The sequence below is a fragment of the Muribaculum sp. NM65_B17 genome (assembly GCF_004793735.1).
In the GTDB taxonomy this organism is placed as follows: domain Bacteria; phylum Bacteroidota; class Bacteroidia; order Bacteroidales; family Muribaculaceae; genus Muribaculum; species Muribaculum gordoncarteri.
Genome location: NZ_SRYY01000010.1, coordinates 1 through 18,042, shown reverse-complemented (window position 1 = coordinate 18,042; position 18,042 = coordinate 1). Strand labels below are relative to the sequence as shown.

General features: G+C 44.1%; 15 protein-coding genes, 2 pseudogenes and 1 riboswitch. Of the genes and pseudogenes, 13 read left to right on the top strand and 4 right to left on the bottom strand.

What is annotated here, in order from left to right:
* Positions 1-4: 4 nt before the first annotated feature.
* The 13 genes and pseudogenes from E5354_RS12155 (at position 5) to cbiB (ending at position 15,131) form a co-directional block, all read left to right on the top strand.
* Positions 5-1,150: an ABC transporter substrate-binding protein gene (locus E5354_RS12155; RefSeq protein WP_135947628.1), complete on the top strand. Its 1,146-nt coding sequence runs from the start codon at positions 5-7 to the stop codon at positions 1,148-1,150.
* A 10-nt stretch (positions 1,151-1,160) separates the two neighbouring features.
* On the top strand, positions 1,161-2,195 hold the full coding sequence (locus E5354_RS12150; RefSeq protein WP_135947627.1) for an iron ABC transporter permease: 1,035 nt from the start codon (positions 1,161-1,163) through the stop codon (positions 2,193-2,195).
* Entirely contained in the window at positions 2,192-3,184 is a 993-nt protein-coding gene (locus E5354_RS12145) for an ABC transporter ATP-binding protein (RefSeq protein ID WP_135947626.1), read from the top strand. Before E5354_RS12150 ends, E5354_RS12145 begins: the two co-directional genes overlap by 4 nt.
* The gene (locus E5354_RS12140) at positions 3,181-3,609 is read left to right on the top strand and encodes a hypothetical protein (protein ID WP_135947625.1); all 429 of its coding nucleotides are present in this window, start codon (positions 3,181-3,183) and stop codon (positions 3,607-3,609) included. The genes E5354_RS12145 and E5354_RS12140 overlap by 4 nt, the downstream gene beginning before the upstream one ends.
* Before the next feature lie 166 nt (positions 3,610-3,775).
* Complete coding sequence (gene cobJ, locus E5354_RS12135; RefSeq protein ID WP_135947624.1) at positions 3,776-5,179, top strand: precorrin-3B C(17)-methyltransferase; 1,404 nt, start codon at positions 3,776-3,778, stop codon at positions 5,177-5,179.
* Positions 5,172-6,356 (top strand): precorrin-6y C5,15-methyltransferase (decarboxylating) subunit CbiE, encoded by a 1,185-nt coding sequence (gene cbiE / locus E5354_RS12130; RefSeq protein ID WP_135947623.1) that lies wholly within the window; start codon positions 5,172-5,174, stop codon positions 6,354-6,356. The genes cobJ and cbiE overlap by 8 nt, the downstream gene beginning before the upstream one ends.
* Positions 6,353-8,122 (top strand): precorrin-4 C(11)-methyltransferase, encoded by a 1,770-nt coding sequence (gene cobM, locus E5354_RS12125; protein WP_135947622.1) that lies wholly within the window; start codon positions 6,353-6,355, stop codon positions 8,120-8,122. Before cbiE ends, cobM begins: the two co-directional genes overlap by 4 nt.
* A pseudogene (gene cbiD, locus E5354_RS12120) lies at positions 8,119-9,902 on the top strand (cobalt-precorrin-5B (C(1))-methyltransferase CbiD). The gene cobM and the pseudogene cbiD overlap by 4 nt, the downstream one beginning before the upstream one ends.
* The gene (locus E5354_RS12115) at positions 9,899-11,167 is read left to right on the top strand and encodes a cobyrinate a,c-diamide synthase (RefSeq protein WP_135947621.1); all 1,269 of its coding nucleotides are present in this window, start codon (positions 9,899-9,901) and stop codon (positions 11,165-11,167) included. The pseudogene cbiD and the gene E5354_RS12115 overlap by 4 nt, the downstream one beginning before the upstream one ends.
* Before the next feature lies 1 nt (position 11,168).
* Positions 11,169-11,741: a cob(I)yrinic acid a,c-diamide adenosyltransferase gene (locus tag E5354_RS12110; RefSeq protein WP_135947620.1), complete on the top strand. Its 573-nt coding sequence runs from the start codon at positions 11,169-11,171 to the stop codon at positions 11,739-11,741.
* Positions 11,738-13,204, top strand: coding sequence for a cobyric acid synthase (locus tag E5354_RS12105; protein WP_135947619.1), 1,467 nt, complete (start codon positions 11,738-11,740; stop codon positions 13,202-13,204). The genes E5354_RS12110 and E5354_RS12105 overlap by 4 nt, the downstream gene beginning before the upstream one ends.
* A complete protein-coding gene (locus E5354_RS12100; RefSeq protein WP_135947618.1) occupies positions 13,201-14,214 on the top strand; it encodes an aminotransferase class I/II-fold pyridoxal phosphate-dependent enzyme in 1,014 nt (337 codons plus the stop codon). Before E5354_RS12105 ends, E5354_RS12100 begins: the two co-directional genes overlap by 4 nt.
* A 35-nt stretch (positions 14,215-14,249) precedes the next feature.
* Positions 14,250-15,131: an adenosylcobinamide-phosphate synthase CbiB gene (gene cbiB, locus E5354_RS12095; protein WP_135947617.1), complete on the top strand. Its 882-nt coding sequence runs from the start codon at positions 14,250-14,252 to the stop codon at positions 15,129-15,131.
* Here cbiB and cobC read toward each other — a convergent pair.
* From cobC to E5354_RS12075, 4 genes and pseudogenes are all read right to left on the bottom strand, one after another.
* Entirely contained in the window at positions 15,109-15,639 is a 531-nt protein-coding gene (gene cobC / locus E5354_RS12090; protein WP_135947616.1) for an alpha-ribazole phosphatase family protein, read from the bottom strand. The genes cbiB and cobC overlap by 23 nt on opposite strands.
* A pseudogene (locus E5354_RS14475) lies at positions 15,636-15,917 on the bottom strand (bifunctional adenosylcobinamide kinase/adenosylcobinamide-phosphate guanylyltransferase); the annotation flags it as partial. The gene cobC and the pseudogene E5354_RS14475, both read right to left, overlap by 4 nt.
* A gap of 32 nt (positions 15,918-15,949) precedes the next feature.
* Positions 15,950-16,765, bottom strand: coding sequence for a PepSY-associated TM helix domain-containing protein (locus E5354_RS12080; RefSeq protein WP_135947614.1), 816 nt, complete (start codon positions 16,763-16,765; stop codon positions 15,950-15,952).
* A gap of 290 nt (positions 16,766-17,055) precedes the next feature.
* A riboswitch (cobalamin riboswitch) is annotated at positions 17,056-17,242 on the bottom strand.
* A 613-nt stretch (positions 17,243-17,855) separates the two neighbouring features.
* The coding region (locus tag E5354_RS12075; protein WP_168353899.1) for a tyrosine-type recombinase/integrase at positions 17,856-18,042 on the bottom strand (187 nt) is incomplete at its 5' end.

Genomic DNA, 18,042 nt, shown 5'->3' with positions numbered 1-18,042 from the left:
GAATATGAAACTTTTAGGATTGATTGCTACATTTGTATCTGTTATTCTTACTTGTTCTTGTGGAGGAAGCCATACTTCTTCAGGACAAGGTGATGACGAAAATATGACAGTAGATTCCATTTCCATGGTCTCACCGAAGTATGCCAAAGGCTTCAAAGTGAATTATCTTGACGACATAGTCCTTCTCGATATCAATGATCCTGAGAATCGTGAAGCGGAACGATTTCACTTTGCCTTGACTGATAAAGATTACTCAGGGACTATGCCCGAAGGTTATACCCGCCTTAACATTCCTGTAGAGACGGCAATCTGCATGACATCTCTTCAACTATCTAATTTTATTAAGCTTGACATACCTGAAAAGGTTGTAGGGATAACAAGTACGCGACATCTGCACAATGAAAAAATGAACAGACAGCTCAAAGAGGGCAAGACACATAAAATCGGAATCGAGGGCAATTTTGACAATGAGGTCATAATGGCGCTAAATCCCGACGTAATATTCATATCTCCATTCAAGAGAGGAGGCTACGATGCCATCCGCAACGTTGACATACCGATGATTCCTCATCTCGGTTACAAGGAACTCAGCCCACTCGGTCAGGCTGAATGGATAAAAGTGATTGGCTTGCTCACTGGCAATGCAGAAAAAGCCAACAAAGAATTCAGCGCTATCGAAGGACGGTATAACGACCTGAAGGCGTTGGCAGATACAGTCAAGACCCGGCCTACTGTTTTCAGCGGTGAAATGCGCGGCGGCAACTGGTACGCAGTCGGTGGCAAAAGTTTCCTCGCACAGCTCTTCCGCGATGCCGGCGGCAGTTATTTTCTGAAAGACAATACTGAGTCGGGTGGAGTGGCTCTTGATTATGAGACTGTATATACGAATGCCGCCAACGCCGAATACTGGCGCATTGTAAACAGTTTCGATGGCGACTTCAGTTATAACGTACTAAAAGAGCAGGATAACAGATATACGGATTTTGACGCATGGAAAAATCACGGTGTAATATATTGCAATATGAAAGAGGTCCCATTTTATGAAAAAATGCCGGTTGAACCGGAAGTGGTTCTTGCCGATTTTATCCATGTTTTCCATCCGGATATTCTTCCTGAACATACTCCAGGTTATTATCATCTACTGAAATGAACCTACTGAAATGAACCGCAATACAAGGATTTTCCTAATGCTGTTATTGATAGGATCAATAATAGTCTTTCTTGTTCTGAATCTACTGTTGGGTACGGCCAGGATACCGGCGGGAGATGTTATCGCCATACTGTTCGGAGCCAAAAGCGACAATCGGATATGGACTAATATTGTCATGAAATCCCGTTTGCCGCAGTCCCTTACGGCAATGATGGCAGGTGCCGGACTGGGCGTAAGCGGTTTGTTGATGCAGACAGTGTTCCGCAATCCGTTGGCAGGACCGTCGGTACTGGGCATTAGTTCGGGAGCGAGCCTTGGCGTGGCGTGTGTGGTTTTGCTGTCCGGGAGCATCGGTGGTGTGGCTCTGAGCAAACTCGGTGTTATCGGCGAAGTGACAATCACAATGTCAGCCATAATAGGTTCACTGCTGATTATGGCATTGATCGCCTTTGTCGCCCAAAAGGTCAGAGGCAATGTGACACTGCTTATCATGGGGGTCATGATCGGTTATATCGCGAATGCCATTATCGGCGTTCTGAAGTTTTTTAGTGCCGAGGAGGATATTCGAGCTTATGTAATATGGGGTCTTGGTAGTTTTTCGCGGGTATCAGGTGGGCAGACGTGGGTATTTATAGTCCTCATGCTCATTATTCTCCCTTCAGCATTTTTCCTCATAAAGACTCTTAATCTCTTGCTGCTCGGCGACTCATACGCACGCAATTTGGGCCTCAATATCAAACGGGCGAGATTGCTCGTTATAGGCTGTTCAGGAATTTTGGTGGCTGTCGTCACGGCTTATTGCGGTCCTATAGTATTTTTGGGTCTAGCAGTTCCACATATATGTCGTGGTCTTTTCCACACATCGAATCATGCCGCGATTCTTCCTGCGTCGTTACTAGGAGGAGCCTCGCTTGCTCTGTTATGCAACTTGATTGCCCGTTTGCCGGGATTCGAAGGAGCCCTTCCTGTCAATTCCGTGACGGCACTCGTAGGCGCTCCGGTTGTTATGTGGGTGTTGTTTAACAAACGTAAAAGCGAAGTATGAGTCATAAGATAGAAACTATCAGAATAGTCGATTTAGAGACCGGGTACAGAAGTGGCAGCAGAACCACTGTCATAACCCGCAGTGTCAGTGCTTCGCTTTATTCGGGGGAACTGACTTGTCTTCTCGGTCCCAATGGCGCAGGCAAGTCCACATTATTAAAAACGCTGACTGCATTTCTTCCCCCTATAAAAGGCGAGATTTTCATCGACAATAAACCTTTATCCGATTATTCGGACGCCGAGCTTTCCAAGGTTATCGGTGTTGTCTTGACAGAGAAACTGAACCTCAATAATATGTCGGTAGAAGAACTCGTTGGGCTTGGCCGAAGTCCTTATACCGGCTTCTGGGGGCACATGAATGGAAATGACCGGCAAATCGTAGCGGAAGCTATTTCACTTGTCGGGATAGGAAACCTCAGCGGGCGGATGATTCAGACCCTTAGCGATGGAGAACGTCAGAAAGTGATGATTGCCAAAGCTCTCGCACAAGAGACTCCGGTAATTTTCCTTGACGAGCCGACAGCTTTTCTTGATTATCCGAGTAAAGTAGAAATCATGCTGTTGCTTCAGCGTCTTGCCCGTGAAAAAGACAAAACAGTCTTTTTATCCACACATGATTTGGAACTCGCACTTCAGATAGCTGATAAGATATGGCTGCTCGATAAACTTCATGGAGTTACTATAGGAACACCTGAAGATCTGGCGCTTGAAGGAGAAATGAGCAGATATTTCCATCGCGATGGAGTAGTGTTTGATCGGGAAAGGGGGCTTTTCAAAATCTGTCATAAGATGGATAGGGTGGTCAGGCTGATTGGTGAAGGCCCAAGATTCAATATGGTTAAGAAAGCACTTGCAAGACAAGGAATCGAGGCTGACAGCAATCTCTCCAACGAAATTATTATTGAGGTTGATGGAGACAGTTACAATATTAACGGCCGTCTGGTAAAGTCGATAGGTGCTTTGTTGGATGCGGTGAAAGAATTGATATGAAGAAGTTGCTGATAATTATCGACGGTATGGACGATGATCCCCATCATGCATTGGGGAATCTGACGCCTGCGCATTTTGCCTATATGCCTGCGCTGCAGCATATGCGTGAAAATGTTCCTAAAGATTTATGTACACGATCATGGTTTGAAGCATTAGGTTATGGTCTCGAAGTCAAGGACAGAGATTTTTGTCTGAGGTGTAATCTGATTTCTCATCACGATGGCATTCTGACTTCTCATTACGGTTCTGAAGTCTCACCTCGTCAATGTCATGAAATAATAGATATGCTTAACAATCAGTACTGTAGCGAAAAAATTAAATTCATTGACTGTGGTAACTTCAGGAATCTCCTCATTGTGCATGAAACAGAAGCTTCGATTAAGGCAGAAGCACCTGACGAAGTGTCACACATCATAGACACGTGAAAAAAAGTGCGGGTCCTTGAGGATATAGACCGAGAACTTCTTATGTCTATGCTAAAAGAAAAAATAAATCTTGAAATAACTGTACAATCCGACCACGGAACATCTTCTATCTCCGGTCTGCATCTTGACACGCCGGTGGAAGTTGTACGATATATATTAATTAGAGATGAAAAGTAAAATAACAGTCGTAGGTATAGGACCGGGAGGGGAGGGAGATATGACTTCACGCGCAATCGAAGCTCTGCAAAATGCCGGTATAGTAGTAGGATATAATTACTACATTCCTTTTATATCCCATCTCTTGAAAGGAGATGTCGAAATAGTGGAGAATGGAATGAAGCAGGAACAAAAACGCATCGAAGAAGCGGTTGAGATTGCCGAAGAGGGTCGGGATGTATGCGTTATTAGTTCCGGCGATTCAGGAATTTATGGTATGGCTCCGCTCGTCTATGAAATGCTGAAGGAAAAAGAAGTTGATGCCGAGGTGGAAGTCATTCCCGGCATAAGCGCGTTTCAAAAAGCGGCATCATTGCTCGGAGTTCCAGTCGGTCATGATTTCTGTGTAATATCATTGAGCGACCTGATGACACCCTGGGCTATTATCGAAAGACGAATCAAAGCTGCCGTGGATGCCGATTTTGTTACTGCTGTTTACAATCCCAAAAGCACAGGGCGATATTGGGAGCTTTATCGTTTGAAAGAGTTATTCCTGCAAGGTCGTAGCCCTGAGACGCCTGTCGGATATGTTCGTCAAGCAGGACGCGACCAGGAAGAAGTGAGAGTGACCACGCTTCGCGATTTTGATTCTGAGGATGTCGATATGTTCACTGTTGTCATAATCGGCAACTCGCAGTCGTATCAATGGAATAAAAGCATTATTACTCCTCGCGGTTATTATAGAAACGAAACTAAGGATGATGAAAGACCTGGACAATCAATCATGGTTGAAAGTTTCCGCACGATAGAGAAAGAACTTGTCAATCCCGATATACCGATCGGGAATAAATGGCCGTTACTACACGCCATACATACCACGGCGGATTTTGACATGGAGAATATCCTGAGAGTAGACGATAACGCTGTTGAGCGGATTTATACCGCATTGACAGAAGGGAAGGTAAGGACAATTATCACTGATGTCACAATGGCCGCGTCAGGCATAAGGAAAGGTGCCATTGAACGTCTTGGGATAGAAGTAAAGTGTTATCTCAACGATCCCGCCACCACCCAGCTTTCCAAGGAAAAAGGAATTACCAGAACTCAAGCCGGCATACGGCTTGCTGCCAAAGAACATCCGGATGCCTTGTATGTATTCGGGAATGCTCCTACGGCTTTGATGGAACTATGCACGCTCATACGTCACAAAAAGGCCGGCCCCTGTGGTATAGTTGCCGCGCCGGTTGGATTCGTCCATGTATGTGAGAGCAAACATATGGTAAAACCCTTTGTCGGTATACCGAAAATCATCGTTGAAGGACGCAAAGGAGGAAGCAACCTTGCTGCGACACTCGTAAACTCAATCCTCTGCTGGCCTGATGCCGAACAGTTAAAACCCGGAAGAGATGTCTGACAAGAAATTCACGGTAATAGGATTATCGGACAGTAACGAGCAGTTTTTCGCTCCTGAAGTACTTGCGGCAATCCGAGGCGGAAAAGTATTTTCAGGCGGAAAACGTCATCATGAGCTGGTGGCTCACCTTATGCCGGCAGATGCAGTATGGATTGACATTTCCGTGCCATTGGAGGATGTATATGATCGCTATCTCCCATACCGGGAGATTGTCGTGTTCGCTTCCGGAGACCCTCTTTTCTATGGTTTCGCGGTCACCCTTCAGCGGGAATTCCCTAATGCCGAAATAGCTGTTTTCCCCTCTTTTAATTCATTGCAGCTTCTTGCCCATAGATTGTTGCTCCCTTATTCCGAAATGGTTAATGTTTCGGTAACAGGACGTCCTTGGAAGAATCTGGATGTTGCATTGATCCGAAATCAACAGCTTATCGGTGTTCTTACCGACCGAAAGAAAGGTCCGGCAGAGATTGCAGCCAGAATGTTGGATTACGGATACTCCAACTATGTAATGTATCTAGGCGAATGTCTTGGCAATTCGTCTGAAACAGTGAGAACTCTTGCTTTGGATGAAGCTGTCTCGACTGAATTCAGAGTGCCTAATTGTGTGATACTTCAAATGATGAAACCTAAAGTACGACTTTTCGGAATACCGGAAAATCTTTTCAGCCACCTTGAAGGAAGGGAAAATATGATAACCAAGATGCCCGTCCGTCTGCTGTCGCTTGCCATGATGGATCTGTATGGTAAATCCACAATGTGGGATGTCGGTTTTTGTACAGGTTCGGTTTCTATCGAGGCTAAGCTGCATTTTCCCGAACTGAACATCATATCATTCGAGCGCCGGGAGGAATCGCGGAGATTGTTGGAAGCTAATGCACGTGAATTCGGAACTCCAGGAATAGAAGGGGTTATCTCCGATTTCATGGAATGTGACTTAATCCGATATCCCGAACCGGATGCCGTGTTTATAGGCGGTCACGGCGGTAAACTTGAAGAAATGGTAAAACGTATATTTCATCATTTACGCCCCGGTGGCACGGTTGTGTTTAACTCAGTGAGCGAGGATAGCTGCAGGACATTCACTGCGGCAGTAGAAAGCTGCGGAAGGCAGATCGTGAAGTCTCACATTCTCAGTCTTGATTCCCATAATCCAATAACGATAATAAAAGCGATATGAAACATATAGTTTACCTCAATGAAACCGGGCTCAGTCTGGCGACAAAGATTCAGTCTGAACTTAAGGATTTCCAACTCACGAAAATCAAGGATTTTAACGAAAATATCTTCGACAATAGTCGTGCGATTGTTTTCATTGGAGCCCTTGGCGTATGTGTCCGTATGATTGCTCCTTTCATAAAAAACAAGCATACTGACCCTGCTATAGTTTGTGTGGATAGTGTCGGACGAAATGTCATATCTGTGCTCTCAGGACATATCGGAGGTGCGAACGCCATCTGCAGGGAAGTCGCTCATGTCATAGGGGGCAACCTGGTGATAACTACCCAAAGTGATAATACCGGATATTGGGCTCTTGATACCCTGTCGCAGCAATATGGCTGGATTTGTGAAGCAACCCACGAAGAAATGAATAGGGCAATATCTACGCTTGTTAATGGCGACCCTGTCGCATTGCTTCTGGATGTTCGGGATGACGGAACCGATATGATGGAGAGTAATTTGCCGTCGAATGTAAAAGTGATAGAGGAGATCAAGGGAGCAAAAGACTACAAGTTGATAATCGCAGTTACTCCGTATATATACTATTCCGATTGTTCTATTTTTTATTTCCGTCCACGTATATTGAATCTTGGTGTAGGTTGTCGCCGAGGCTGTTACCCTGCCGGAGTTGCGGACTATATCAATAAACATTTGGTTGATAATGATATATCTCCATTGTCAATCAAGTCTGTTTCAACGATAGACCTCAAAAAAGACGAGGCAGTCGTGAAAGAACTTACTCATTGGAAAAACGTGGAGTCTTGCAATATCTATACTTCTGACCAACTCCGGGATATCGGGGTGCCAAATCCGTCTGAAAAAGTCCGTGAGGTTACAGGTGTCGCAGGCGTTGCTGAAAGTTGCGCCATAAAAGCGTCTGGTGGGGGAAGACTGATTCTTGAGAAGCAAAAAGCCAAAATTACGGAAGCATCCGATTTTACTTTTGCGGTAGCTGTCGACCGTGGTGCCTTGCGCGGCGGTCATATTGAAATTGTCGGGGCAGGTCCCGGAGATCCCGATCTTGTGTCGGTTCGCGGACGGTGTTTTCTTGAACGAGCCGATCTGATTCTTTATGCCGGTAGCCTTGTTCCTAAAGAACTGACATACTGTGCAAAACCGGGGTGCGTTGTCAGAAGTTCGGCATCAATGAATCTTGAAGAACAATTTGAACTTATGAAAGAGTTCTATGACCGCGACAAACTTATTGTAAGACTGCATACAGGCGACCCTTGTATCTATGGAGCAATTCAGGAGCAGATGTCATTTTTCGATAGATTCGGAATGTCATACCATATTACTCCGGGCATTTCTTCTTTTCAGGCAGCCGCAGCCGCCTTGCGTTCCCAGTTTACGATTCCTGAAAAAGTACAGACTATTATTCTCACTCGTGGAGAAGGACGTACGCCAATGCCAGAAAAAGAACAGTTGCACAAGCTTGCGGCCTCACAAAGCACTATGTGCATATATCTGAGTGCCGGAATAGTGGATGAAGTTCAGAAGGAACTGCTGATGGCGTATCCTCCCGAAACACCGGTAGCCGCATGCTATAAACTAACCTGGAAAGAAGAGAAAATCTATCGCGGTGTACTCAAAGATCTTGCCAAAATAGTTCATGACAATAATCTCACACTCACCACGCTGCTTGTAGTAGGCAAGGCGATAGACAATCGAGAAGGTCTTTCAAGACTATATGCTGACAGCTTTAAGCATCTGTTTAGAAAATGATACTTGTTTTCGGAGGTACTACGGAAGGGCGCATTGCAGTTAAGACACTTGACGACGGAGAGGGAAAATACTATTACTCCACTCGAAGCTCGCTTCAAGAGATTGACTGTGCTCACGGCATGCATATCAGCGGCGAGATGACGGGCGAGATGATGACTTTATTTTGCCGGACTAAATCATTGATGCCGCTCATCCATTTGCGGAGCATCTCCATTCTACAATAGTTGAAATTGCAGCGAAACTTTCCATCCCTGTTATAAGATTTGAACGCAAATATCCGGAAATCGCAAGTCATAATGTTGTATGGTGCGATGATTATGAAGAAGCAGTATTGAAAATGGAAGAGGACGGCATAAAATGCCTATTGACACTTACGGGAGTACAGACGATTCCCAGACTTAAAAAATTCTGGAAGCATAATGATACTTGGTTTCGCATCCTTAACCGCGAAGAGTCGAAGGAAAAAGTCCGGCAGTCAGGATTTCCACAATCAAAAATTGTGTACTACAAAGACTCTGATGCAGGCCCTTTGATAGATGAGATATCACCCGATGCGGTTCTTACAAAGGAAAGTGGAGATACCGGCGGATTCATGGAAAAGGTAGATGCCGCGTTGTCCAGAAATGTGAAAGTATTCGTAGTCCGTCGGCCAAAATTGTCTGACAATTTCATTGTGGTCGATGGTAAGCATGGTCTGCGTAGAGAAATTGAAAAACTACTTCCGGAATTCTTTCCGTTGCACACCGGTTTTACAACCGGGTCCTGTGCGGCTGCCGCCGCGAAAGCAGCTTTGATAGCCCTCGTTTCCGGAGAAAAATTGAATGAGGTGTCTTTTAAGATACCCGAAGGTGAAACAATGAGAATGCCTGTGGAAGCAGTTGTTGTTAATTCTCAGTCGGCGGCAGCAAGCGTGATTAAGGATTCTGGAGATGATCCTGATGTAACAGATGGTTGCCGGATTATTGCAATAGTTTCTTATTCCTCTCGCCCGGGAATCTCTTTTCATGGTGGCAGGGGAATCGGAACGGTAACATTACCCGGACTTGGACTTAAAGTCGGAGAACCAGCGATAAATCCTACTCCACGCAAAAATATACAGAATGAATTGTCCTCAATCTATGCCGGAGGGCTTGATGTAACCATCTCTTTGGAGAATGGAGAGGTCTTATGCGATAAGACTTTCAATTCCAGAGTCGGGGTTGTCGGCGGTGTTTCTATAATCGGAACTACCGGCATTATAAGGCCTTTCTCACATGAAGCGTTTATTGATTGTATCCGTCGGGAAATGGATGTGGCTCTTGCCATGAATTGCGATTGTATAGTCGTCAATTCTGGCGGAAAGAGTGAGCGCTTTATGAAAATGCTATATCCTAATCTTCCTCCACATGCATTTATCCATTATGGAAATGCGGTCGGTGAAACTATGGAAATAGGAAGAGAGAAAAACGTGCCAAAAATGGCGATTGGGATAATGCTTGGCAAAGCGGTGAAACTTGCAGAAGGGAATATGGACACCCACAGTCATAAAGTCACGGTAAACAGAGCCTTTCTCAAGTCTTTGGCAAAAAACTCGGGATGTTCTGATGACGCTCTTCAGGTCATTGACCGATTCAATCTTGCCCGTGAACTGCCATCACTTTTAAACGAAGAAGACTCAGCTCTATTCTTTCCAGCATTGTTAACACTTTGTCATAAGCACTGTGCGGAAATTTTTTCGAATATTTTTGAATCGGTTTTGCTGGCCGACGATGGAAAAGTATTAAGTAGGATAAAGTCATGAAACCATCATTTATGATAGCCGCCACATCATCCGGAAGCGGGAAAACCACGCTGTCGCTCGGACTCATGCGGGCATTGACAAACAGGAATATTGTCGTGCAGCCATTCAAGTGCGGTCCGGATTATATCGACACGCAGTATCATCGTATTTCCACCGGAAGGGATTCCGTGAATCTTGATTTGTTTATGTCTTCCGAAAGACATGTAAAAGAACTTTTTGGTAGATATTCCGAATCGGCAGATGTCAGTATCATCGAGGGGGCTATGGGGATGTTCGATGGTTTTGACGGGATGAATGGTAGTGCGGCGGATATTGCTCGGACACTCGATGTGCCGGTAGTTTTGCTAATTAATGCTGCCTCGACATCTTTTTCAGTTGCTGCCACGATATATGGATTCACGCGGTTCTGCCCTGATGTGAAGGTGACAGGCGTTATTTTCAACAGGGTTGCATCTGAAAACCATTATGCGTTTTTAAAAGAAGCATGTGAAATCATCAACGTGGTAAATTTAGGTTATATAAGGAAAAATGAATCATTGCAGACACCTTCGCGTCATCTCGGTCTTTCGCTCGATTCTCTTTCGGAGATAGAGCGTTTTGTGGATGCTGCAGCCAAGGAAGTGGGAAGTACGGTTGATATAAATGGTTTACTTGAAGCTACTATGATTGACTGTCGACAAATGCCATCGGTCGTTCAATCAAAGAGGAATCTGACCGTTGCAGTCGCTCGCGATGAAGCTTTCAACTTCATCTATCCCGCGAATGTGGAGCGTTTTAATGCCAATATAGTTTATTTCTCTCCATTGCATGACAAGGCGATTCCAAAAGCTGATTTAGTATATCTTCCCGGGGGGTATCCGGAACTTTATGCTGATGATCTGGAGGAAAATAGGGAGATGAGAACTGCTATAAAGAATTTTGCAGAAAAAGACGGCAAAATTCTTGCTGAATGTGGCGGTATGATTTATCTCTCAGAGGAAATAAACGGTAAAAAAATGTGTGGAGTCTTTCCGCTAAAGGCATCAATGAAGAATGCCCGACTGAAACTCGGCTACCGAAGAGTCAAATTTGATAATTTCGAAATTTCAGGACATGAATTCCACTATTCGGATACTTTAGATTTGTCCGGACTTCCGTCTGTGGCACAGCAATACAATATCCGCAGCGAAAAAGTAGCGACTCCTGTCTATAGATACAAGAATGTCTTTGCCGGATACACCCATTTTTATTGGGCTGAGACCGACATTTTTAAACTATGGGAATAAAATGAAAAGAATATATACAAGAACCGGCGACTCCGGTACAACGGCTATTCATGGTGGTCTGAGAGTGCTTAAAACCGATGTTAGAATTGAAGCGAACGGTTGCATTGACGAATTGAATGTAGCGATCGGTATTGTCCGAACATCCATGCCATCCGACCATGAGTGGCAGCCATTACTGAAAGAAATACAACTAAACCTCATGACATCGATGAGTCTTGTCGCGACCCGCAGCGACATGAAGGAAAAGAATCCGAATAGTCTGCCGGATAATTTAGTTGAACTTCTGGAAAAACAGATTGACGCAATCAATGCCCTATGCACTCCTGACACGAGCTTTATTTTGCCTGGAGGAACTCCGTTAGCATCGGAGTTACATCATACAAGAGTATTGGCACGCAAAGCGGAGCGTTGGCTATGGAAACTGCACGAAGTGGATGCTGTTCCTATGGAAATCTTGATTTACCTGAACCGTCTGTCGGATTTGTTTTTTATAATGTCCCGCTACGAACTTCAGCAATCGGAATGTAGCGAAGAAATATGGCGGCAGTTTGGATATAAACGTAAACTGAAATGAAAAGATTAGCTCCTGTTATGCTCGCCGGAACTGGAAGCGATGTGGGTAAAAGCCTTATTGCCACCGGACTTTGCAGAATTTTTATGCAGGACGGCTATCATCCTGCTCCCTTCAAGGCTCAGAATATGGCGCTTAACTCGTATGCGACACCGGATGGCTTTGAAATAGGACGCGCACAGGCTGTTCAGGCGGAAGCGGCCGGGATAGACTGTACTACAGACATGAATCCTATTCTCCTTAAACCTTCCGGCGAACATACTTCGCAGGTTGTGCTTAATGGCCGTCCCTCAGGCAACACCGACGCTTATCAATATTTTCGTAAAGAGGGGAAAGAGGAACTGCGCCGAATTGCCCACGAGGCTTTCGACCGATTGAATGCACGATATAATCCCATTGTGCTCGAAGGAGCGGGCAGCATCTCGGAGCTTAATTTGCGCGACGGGGATATTGTCAATATGTCGATGGCCTTTTATGCAGGGGCAAAAGTTATTCTTGTGGCGGATATAGATCGAGGTGGGGTTTTTGCAAGTGTCTATGGCTCTATAATGCTCCAGACTCCGGAACATCGCAGATTGATAAAAGGCATAATCATCAATAAATTCCGTGGAGATCTACGATTGTTCGAGGATGGAAGACAGCAACTGGAAGAGTTGTGCGGAGTCCCTGTGCTCGGGGTTGTCCCTATAGCTTCCCATATACATATCGAGGAAGAGGATTCTGTATCTATTGCCGGAAAAGAAAAGAGTGCAAAAAAAGACAAAGTAAATGTGGCGGTCGTTCTTCTCGACCACATCTCTAATTTTACTGATTTCAATGTGCTTGAGCGGCATCCTCAAGTCAATCTTTATTATGCGGCCGATTCGAATGATTTGGCTGATGCCGACATCGTAATTCTTCCCGGAAGTAAAAATACGCTGTCTGATTTGCTTGGACTGCGAAAAAAGGGTTTGGCTAAAGCTATCAGAGAGGCTCGCGATGAAGGGAAGACCGTAATTGGTATTTGTGGCGGCTACCAGATGATGGGTGACATTGTGGAAGATCCGGACAGCATCGAAGGAGAGCTGAAATCACTTCCCGGATTAGGACTTCTTCCTGCCAGAACAGTAATATGTCAGGAGAAAACAACTCGACAAGTTAATTTCCGCTTCCTTGATGATGACAGAATCTGCAAAGGGTACGAAATACACATGGGGCGTACTGATACAAATAATCCTTTTATCTGGTTTGAAGATGGTACACCCGAAGGCTGCATGATTGATGAAAAATGTTGGGGCAGTTATATCCATGGCATACTTGATAATCCAGTGGTTATCGAACTAATTCTCAGTCCGTTCATGGATCGGAGAACTAATGAGAAGTGCGACCCGGCAACTTTCCGAGATGAGCAATATAACCTGCTGGCAGACTGGCTGAGAAAATATTTGGATGTGGATAAAATCTATTCGATTATTCAAGAAAGATGATTGACGGGCATGGTGATGATCTCTACCGCTACAGCGGTAAGATCCATATAAATTTCAGTACAAATATCCCTCAGAATGTCTGTCATGACCGTCTGCTGGAGCATTTGCATGAATGTGGTGCCGTTTTCAGGAACTATCCCGAGCCGGAACCTAAAAGTATTGAACAGCATTTGGCATCGATTTATGATTTACCTCAGGAAAGCATTATAGTAACCAATGGTGCCACCGAGGCGATTTATCTTCTTGCTCACCTCTTCGAAGGCAAAAAATCGGCGATAATAGTGCCGACATTCAGGGAGTATCAGGATGCCGCAGGCGTTTTTACCCATACGATATCCTATTTCCATTCAATGAATGATATTGAGGGATCCGATGCTGATGTCGTCTGGCTGTGCAACCCAAATAATCCGACGGGACAAATATTCGACAGAAACAGACTTCTTGCAACGATTGACCAATGTAAGAACAAAGTTTTTATTATAGATCAGGCTTATGCGCTCTATTCTGTCAAGACGGTTCTTTCAGTTGACGATGTTTGGGAAAGAGAGAATATTGTCGTTCTAAATTCCCTGACCAAACAGTTTATGATTCCTGGTCTTAGAATCGGTTATGCGATAGGGCCGAAAAGCTTACTCGACTCCTTGCGCAGATTGCGGATGCCTTGGTCTGTCAATGCTATTGCTATTGAGGCTGCCCATTATCTTCTCGACAATAATGATGGGACAAATATTGACCGGCAGACATTGCATGAAGAAGCATTGCGATTGTCCGCGGCTTTAAGGGAGACCGATATTGAGGTGGAACCGACCGACTGTAATTTTCTGTTGGCACGACTCCCGCATAAAGCTGCATCAGAACTCAAGGAATGGATGGTTGAGAATTATGGGATTCTCATTCGTGACGCATCAAACTTCGAGGGACTTACGCCTGAATATTTTAGAATAGCGGCACAAGAGCATGCGCAAAATGATATATTCATAAAAGCTATAAAAGAATGGATGTTATTATAACAGTTTTACCTTTAATCATAGGTTGAACATTAGATTTGTTGTTCGGAGACCCGACAAGGTTGCCGCATCCCATAGTGTGGTTTGGGAAAATAATCAGCGTTTGTGAACACAAATTTAATCATGGCAAATCCAAACGATTAAAAGGAAGGTTGACGGCGGTTGCTCTAATTGTTGGCACTTATATTGCAACATGGCTTCTTCTTGATGTCATTTCTCCTTATGCGTGGTTAAATGTTGTAGTTCAGGCTTTTATGATTTTCTATTGTCTTGCAGGAACAACGCTCATTAAAGAAGGGAGAATGGTATTTGAGGCTGTAGATATTTCGCTTGAAAATGGAAGGATTCAGGTTGGAAGAATTGTTGGAAGAAACACGGCAAATCTCTCTCCTCAGGAAATCAGAACTGCAGCACTCGAAACCCTTGCTGAAAATCTGAGTGACGGAGTAGTAGCACCTCTTTTCTGGTATGCCCTACTTGGCGTTCCGGGAATGATGGCATATAAGATGGTAAACACTCTTGATTCTATGATAGGATACAAGAATGAACGATACCTTGATTTCGGTTGTATGGCTGCAAAAATTGATGATTTGGCAAATTATATTCCGGCTCGTCTCACAGCACTTCTGATGATTTTTGTTTCAGGCAAAATGAGACTTCTGTCATTTGTAAGGAAATATGGCCGCTGTCATGCAAGTCCAAACAGCGGCTATCCTGAAGCTGCACTGGCCGGTATACTTGACTGCCGTTTTGGAGGTACACACGATTATTTCGGTGAAAGTGTGTATAAACCGTATATAGGTGAAAATCATCGTGATTTCGATTATACGGATGTAGTGAAGGCTATATCAATAAATAGGAGAACTGAAATCTTCATGATTTTTATCACATTGGGAGTCAGACTTCTATTACTATTATAGAACCATAGGGAGGAATATCATTATATACTTCATCATAAGTTTTATTCCCACATACCACAAGTGCGTTGATGAGTATGCCTCCATGAGTGAATACACCGATTATAGATTCTTCATTGAGTTCTTTTATTTCTTCGATAAAATCCTCAAGGCGCTTCCGCTGGTCTTTAACTGATTCGCCTTGCGGTGGTCTGACATTTATATAATCATCGAACCAAGCCTGTAAGGTCGGATCTTTTATTGCATCATATGACTGCATTTCCCACGCGCCGAAATTAATTTCTTTCAGACGATTGTCTTTTATTGCTTCGGGATATCCGCAAAATTCAGCGAGTTTTACACATCGCGACAATGGGCTGCAAAAAGTTTTGTCAAATCGATAAGCACTGAGATTGTCTTTAACTGCGCTGGCTTCCTGAGGGAAAGAAGGAGCAAGATTGATATCTGTATTCCCGTAGCAAACACCTTTCGATACATCTACAGAAGTATGACGGATAAAAACGAGTTTCATAGGACTAAGGATAATACTACACCAAATATCATTGAAACTTTGCAAATGAGGGATGACGCACCACAACAATCACCTGTATAGCCCCCTATGCGGTATTTCATATAAAGAACGAGCAATATAACCGAAAGTAGAGGGGAAATAACAGCTATCCATAGATTGCAATGTCGAATTTTGTGAAACTCCACTCTGCGTCGCATTTCTTCGTCCATCACTCTTGCTGTCGCAATATAAGTAGGGTGTGCCGGCATTCCCAATGCTTGCTGTTCGGCAAAAAAGCTTTTTACGCTGCGTTATCCGCCAGTAACCATAATTATGCGCTGTGACATTTCTTTAGAATCAATCGCTTTATCCATAGATAATAACCGGTAATTGGCAGAACAGCACCGATAAGCACACAGACCAGATATATGATTTTGGTAAGCCATCCGAGCCAGGAACCAACATGTAGTGAGTAGATCCATCCCTTGATATGATTGGATTCCGCTTTATCCTCATATGTCGTTACAGAGGAAACTTCGCCGTTGGCAGGATTGATCTTATACGTGTCGGTCGCCTGTTGGTTTCCACACCCACCGACAACGATATCTGCCTCATTCTGATACATTCGGATTTCTTTGTCAGGATATTCTGATGAGAGCTTGCTGTAGGCATAGTCCCAGGCCGGAAAATTTTCAGCAGGAGTCTTATGGCTTGTGGTTTCAGCCACCTCGGTTCCGAAAGTGCTGTAGAGTAACTTTCTATACCATCCGAATGACCAGTTGAGACCGGTAAGGATACATACTGTAATAATCAAGGCACTCACTGCACCTCCGACACAATGGAAGTCATACAAGAACTTATAGGTTCCTTTGGTGATCGAAATCTTGAATTTATTTCTAACGTGCCCTTTACTCGGTCTCCATACTATCAGGCCTGAAATGATTATCATGAGTAAAGCGATAGTAGTGATTCCAATCGCAAGTTTACCAGTTATTGCACCGAAAGCGCCCTCAGCCTTGGATTTCCCGAATAATCGGCGGTGCGCGGCACTTGCCACTTTGAAAACTGCCGGACGGTCATACTTTCCCATGACTTCTCCTGTGTACTGGTTAACCCAAATAGCAGCCATTGCTGGCTTGGCAAGCATAACTTTTTAAGCATGTCCCGAATCGGGATAGATCGTAACACCGACAATATGATTGCCATCAGCCAAATATAGTTGTGCCGAATTGAGAATCGAATCCATTGGCAAAGGTGTCCTGCCATTACTCTCCACCTCTGTTTGTCCTATATGTCCGAAATCCCTCTCGAATATCAATAAGGCGCCGGACAGACAAATAATAACGACAATAAGTCCGAACGGAACTGACAGCTAAAGATGAATCTGCCTGAAGATATATTTTACCATAGTCAATTATTTTATTCCAGAAATAATTACTCTAAAAGATGTTATTAGGCAGGTTTCCTGACTTAGCCCGGTATTGTCGGCCTTCCCTCCTTGCTGAAGTGACCATAGCTGACATACCATAACGGACTTTACAGTAGCTGGCACTGTCCCGGCTTTATACCGGGTTCCCTCTCGCAGACGTTTAACCGTCTGTTCACCCAAAGACGATGCAAAATTAACAAATATTTTCGATATAGCGGTCTACTTCCGGGATAGGCGAAACTTTATTCCCTGAAATTTAATTGTTATACTGTAATACTGATGGTTTTAGATTATATTGTTAGTGTTTGATTATATAGGTTATATCCACTCTTTCTCCTTTGAGGAACTCGATTTATATGCGAATCATGCCAACTGACATAGCATCTGGGATATCAACATTTCGGTAATAGAAAGTTTCCGATCTCCTGTTTCATAATATGTTTGACTTCACTTATGTGTAGGTTCTTATATACAGTAAGTAATCACCGGTAGGCAGTCTCGAAATGACAGCGAGAATAAAGAATCTATGTCGGCCAGCTTTTCAAACTGATTCAATATAGGTGTGATTAGCGAAGTTGCAGTTGAAATAGGGAAACATTTGTCCTATATGTTCAGAACGCAATATCCTTTTTTCAAATAAGGTTGGGAAAGAAAGACAATCTCGCTCTCTGCAGGCGTCAGATTATTATTCTAAACCGATACGCCATATACGGTTGATAGCCGAAACGAATAAAAATAGCTTAATCACACTAAAACAACAGACAACCTCAGCATAGATGTCGGGGTTGCCTGTCTTTGTTGTCTTCACTTAAAGATTTCGTCCACGCGGTTGACGGCATTCGATGATTTTTGCGTAGATTTGCGTTGTGACAATATTCTTGTGGCCTAACAGTTTGCTTGTCGTGTATAGGTCAACATCGAGCGTAAGCATCAGGGTGGCGAAGGTGTGGCGGCTCACGTGAAAAGTGATCTCTTTCTTTACCTCTGCGGCTTTA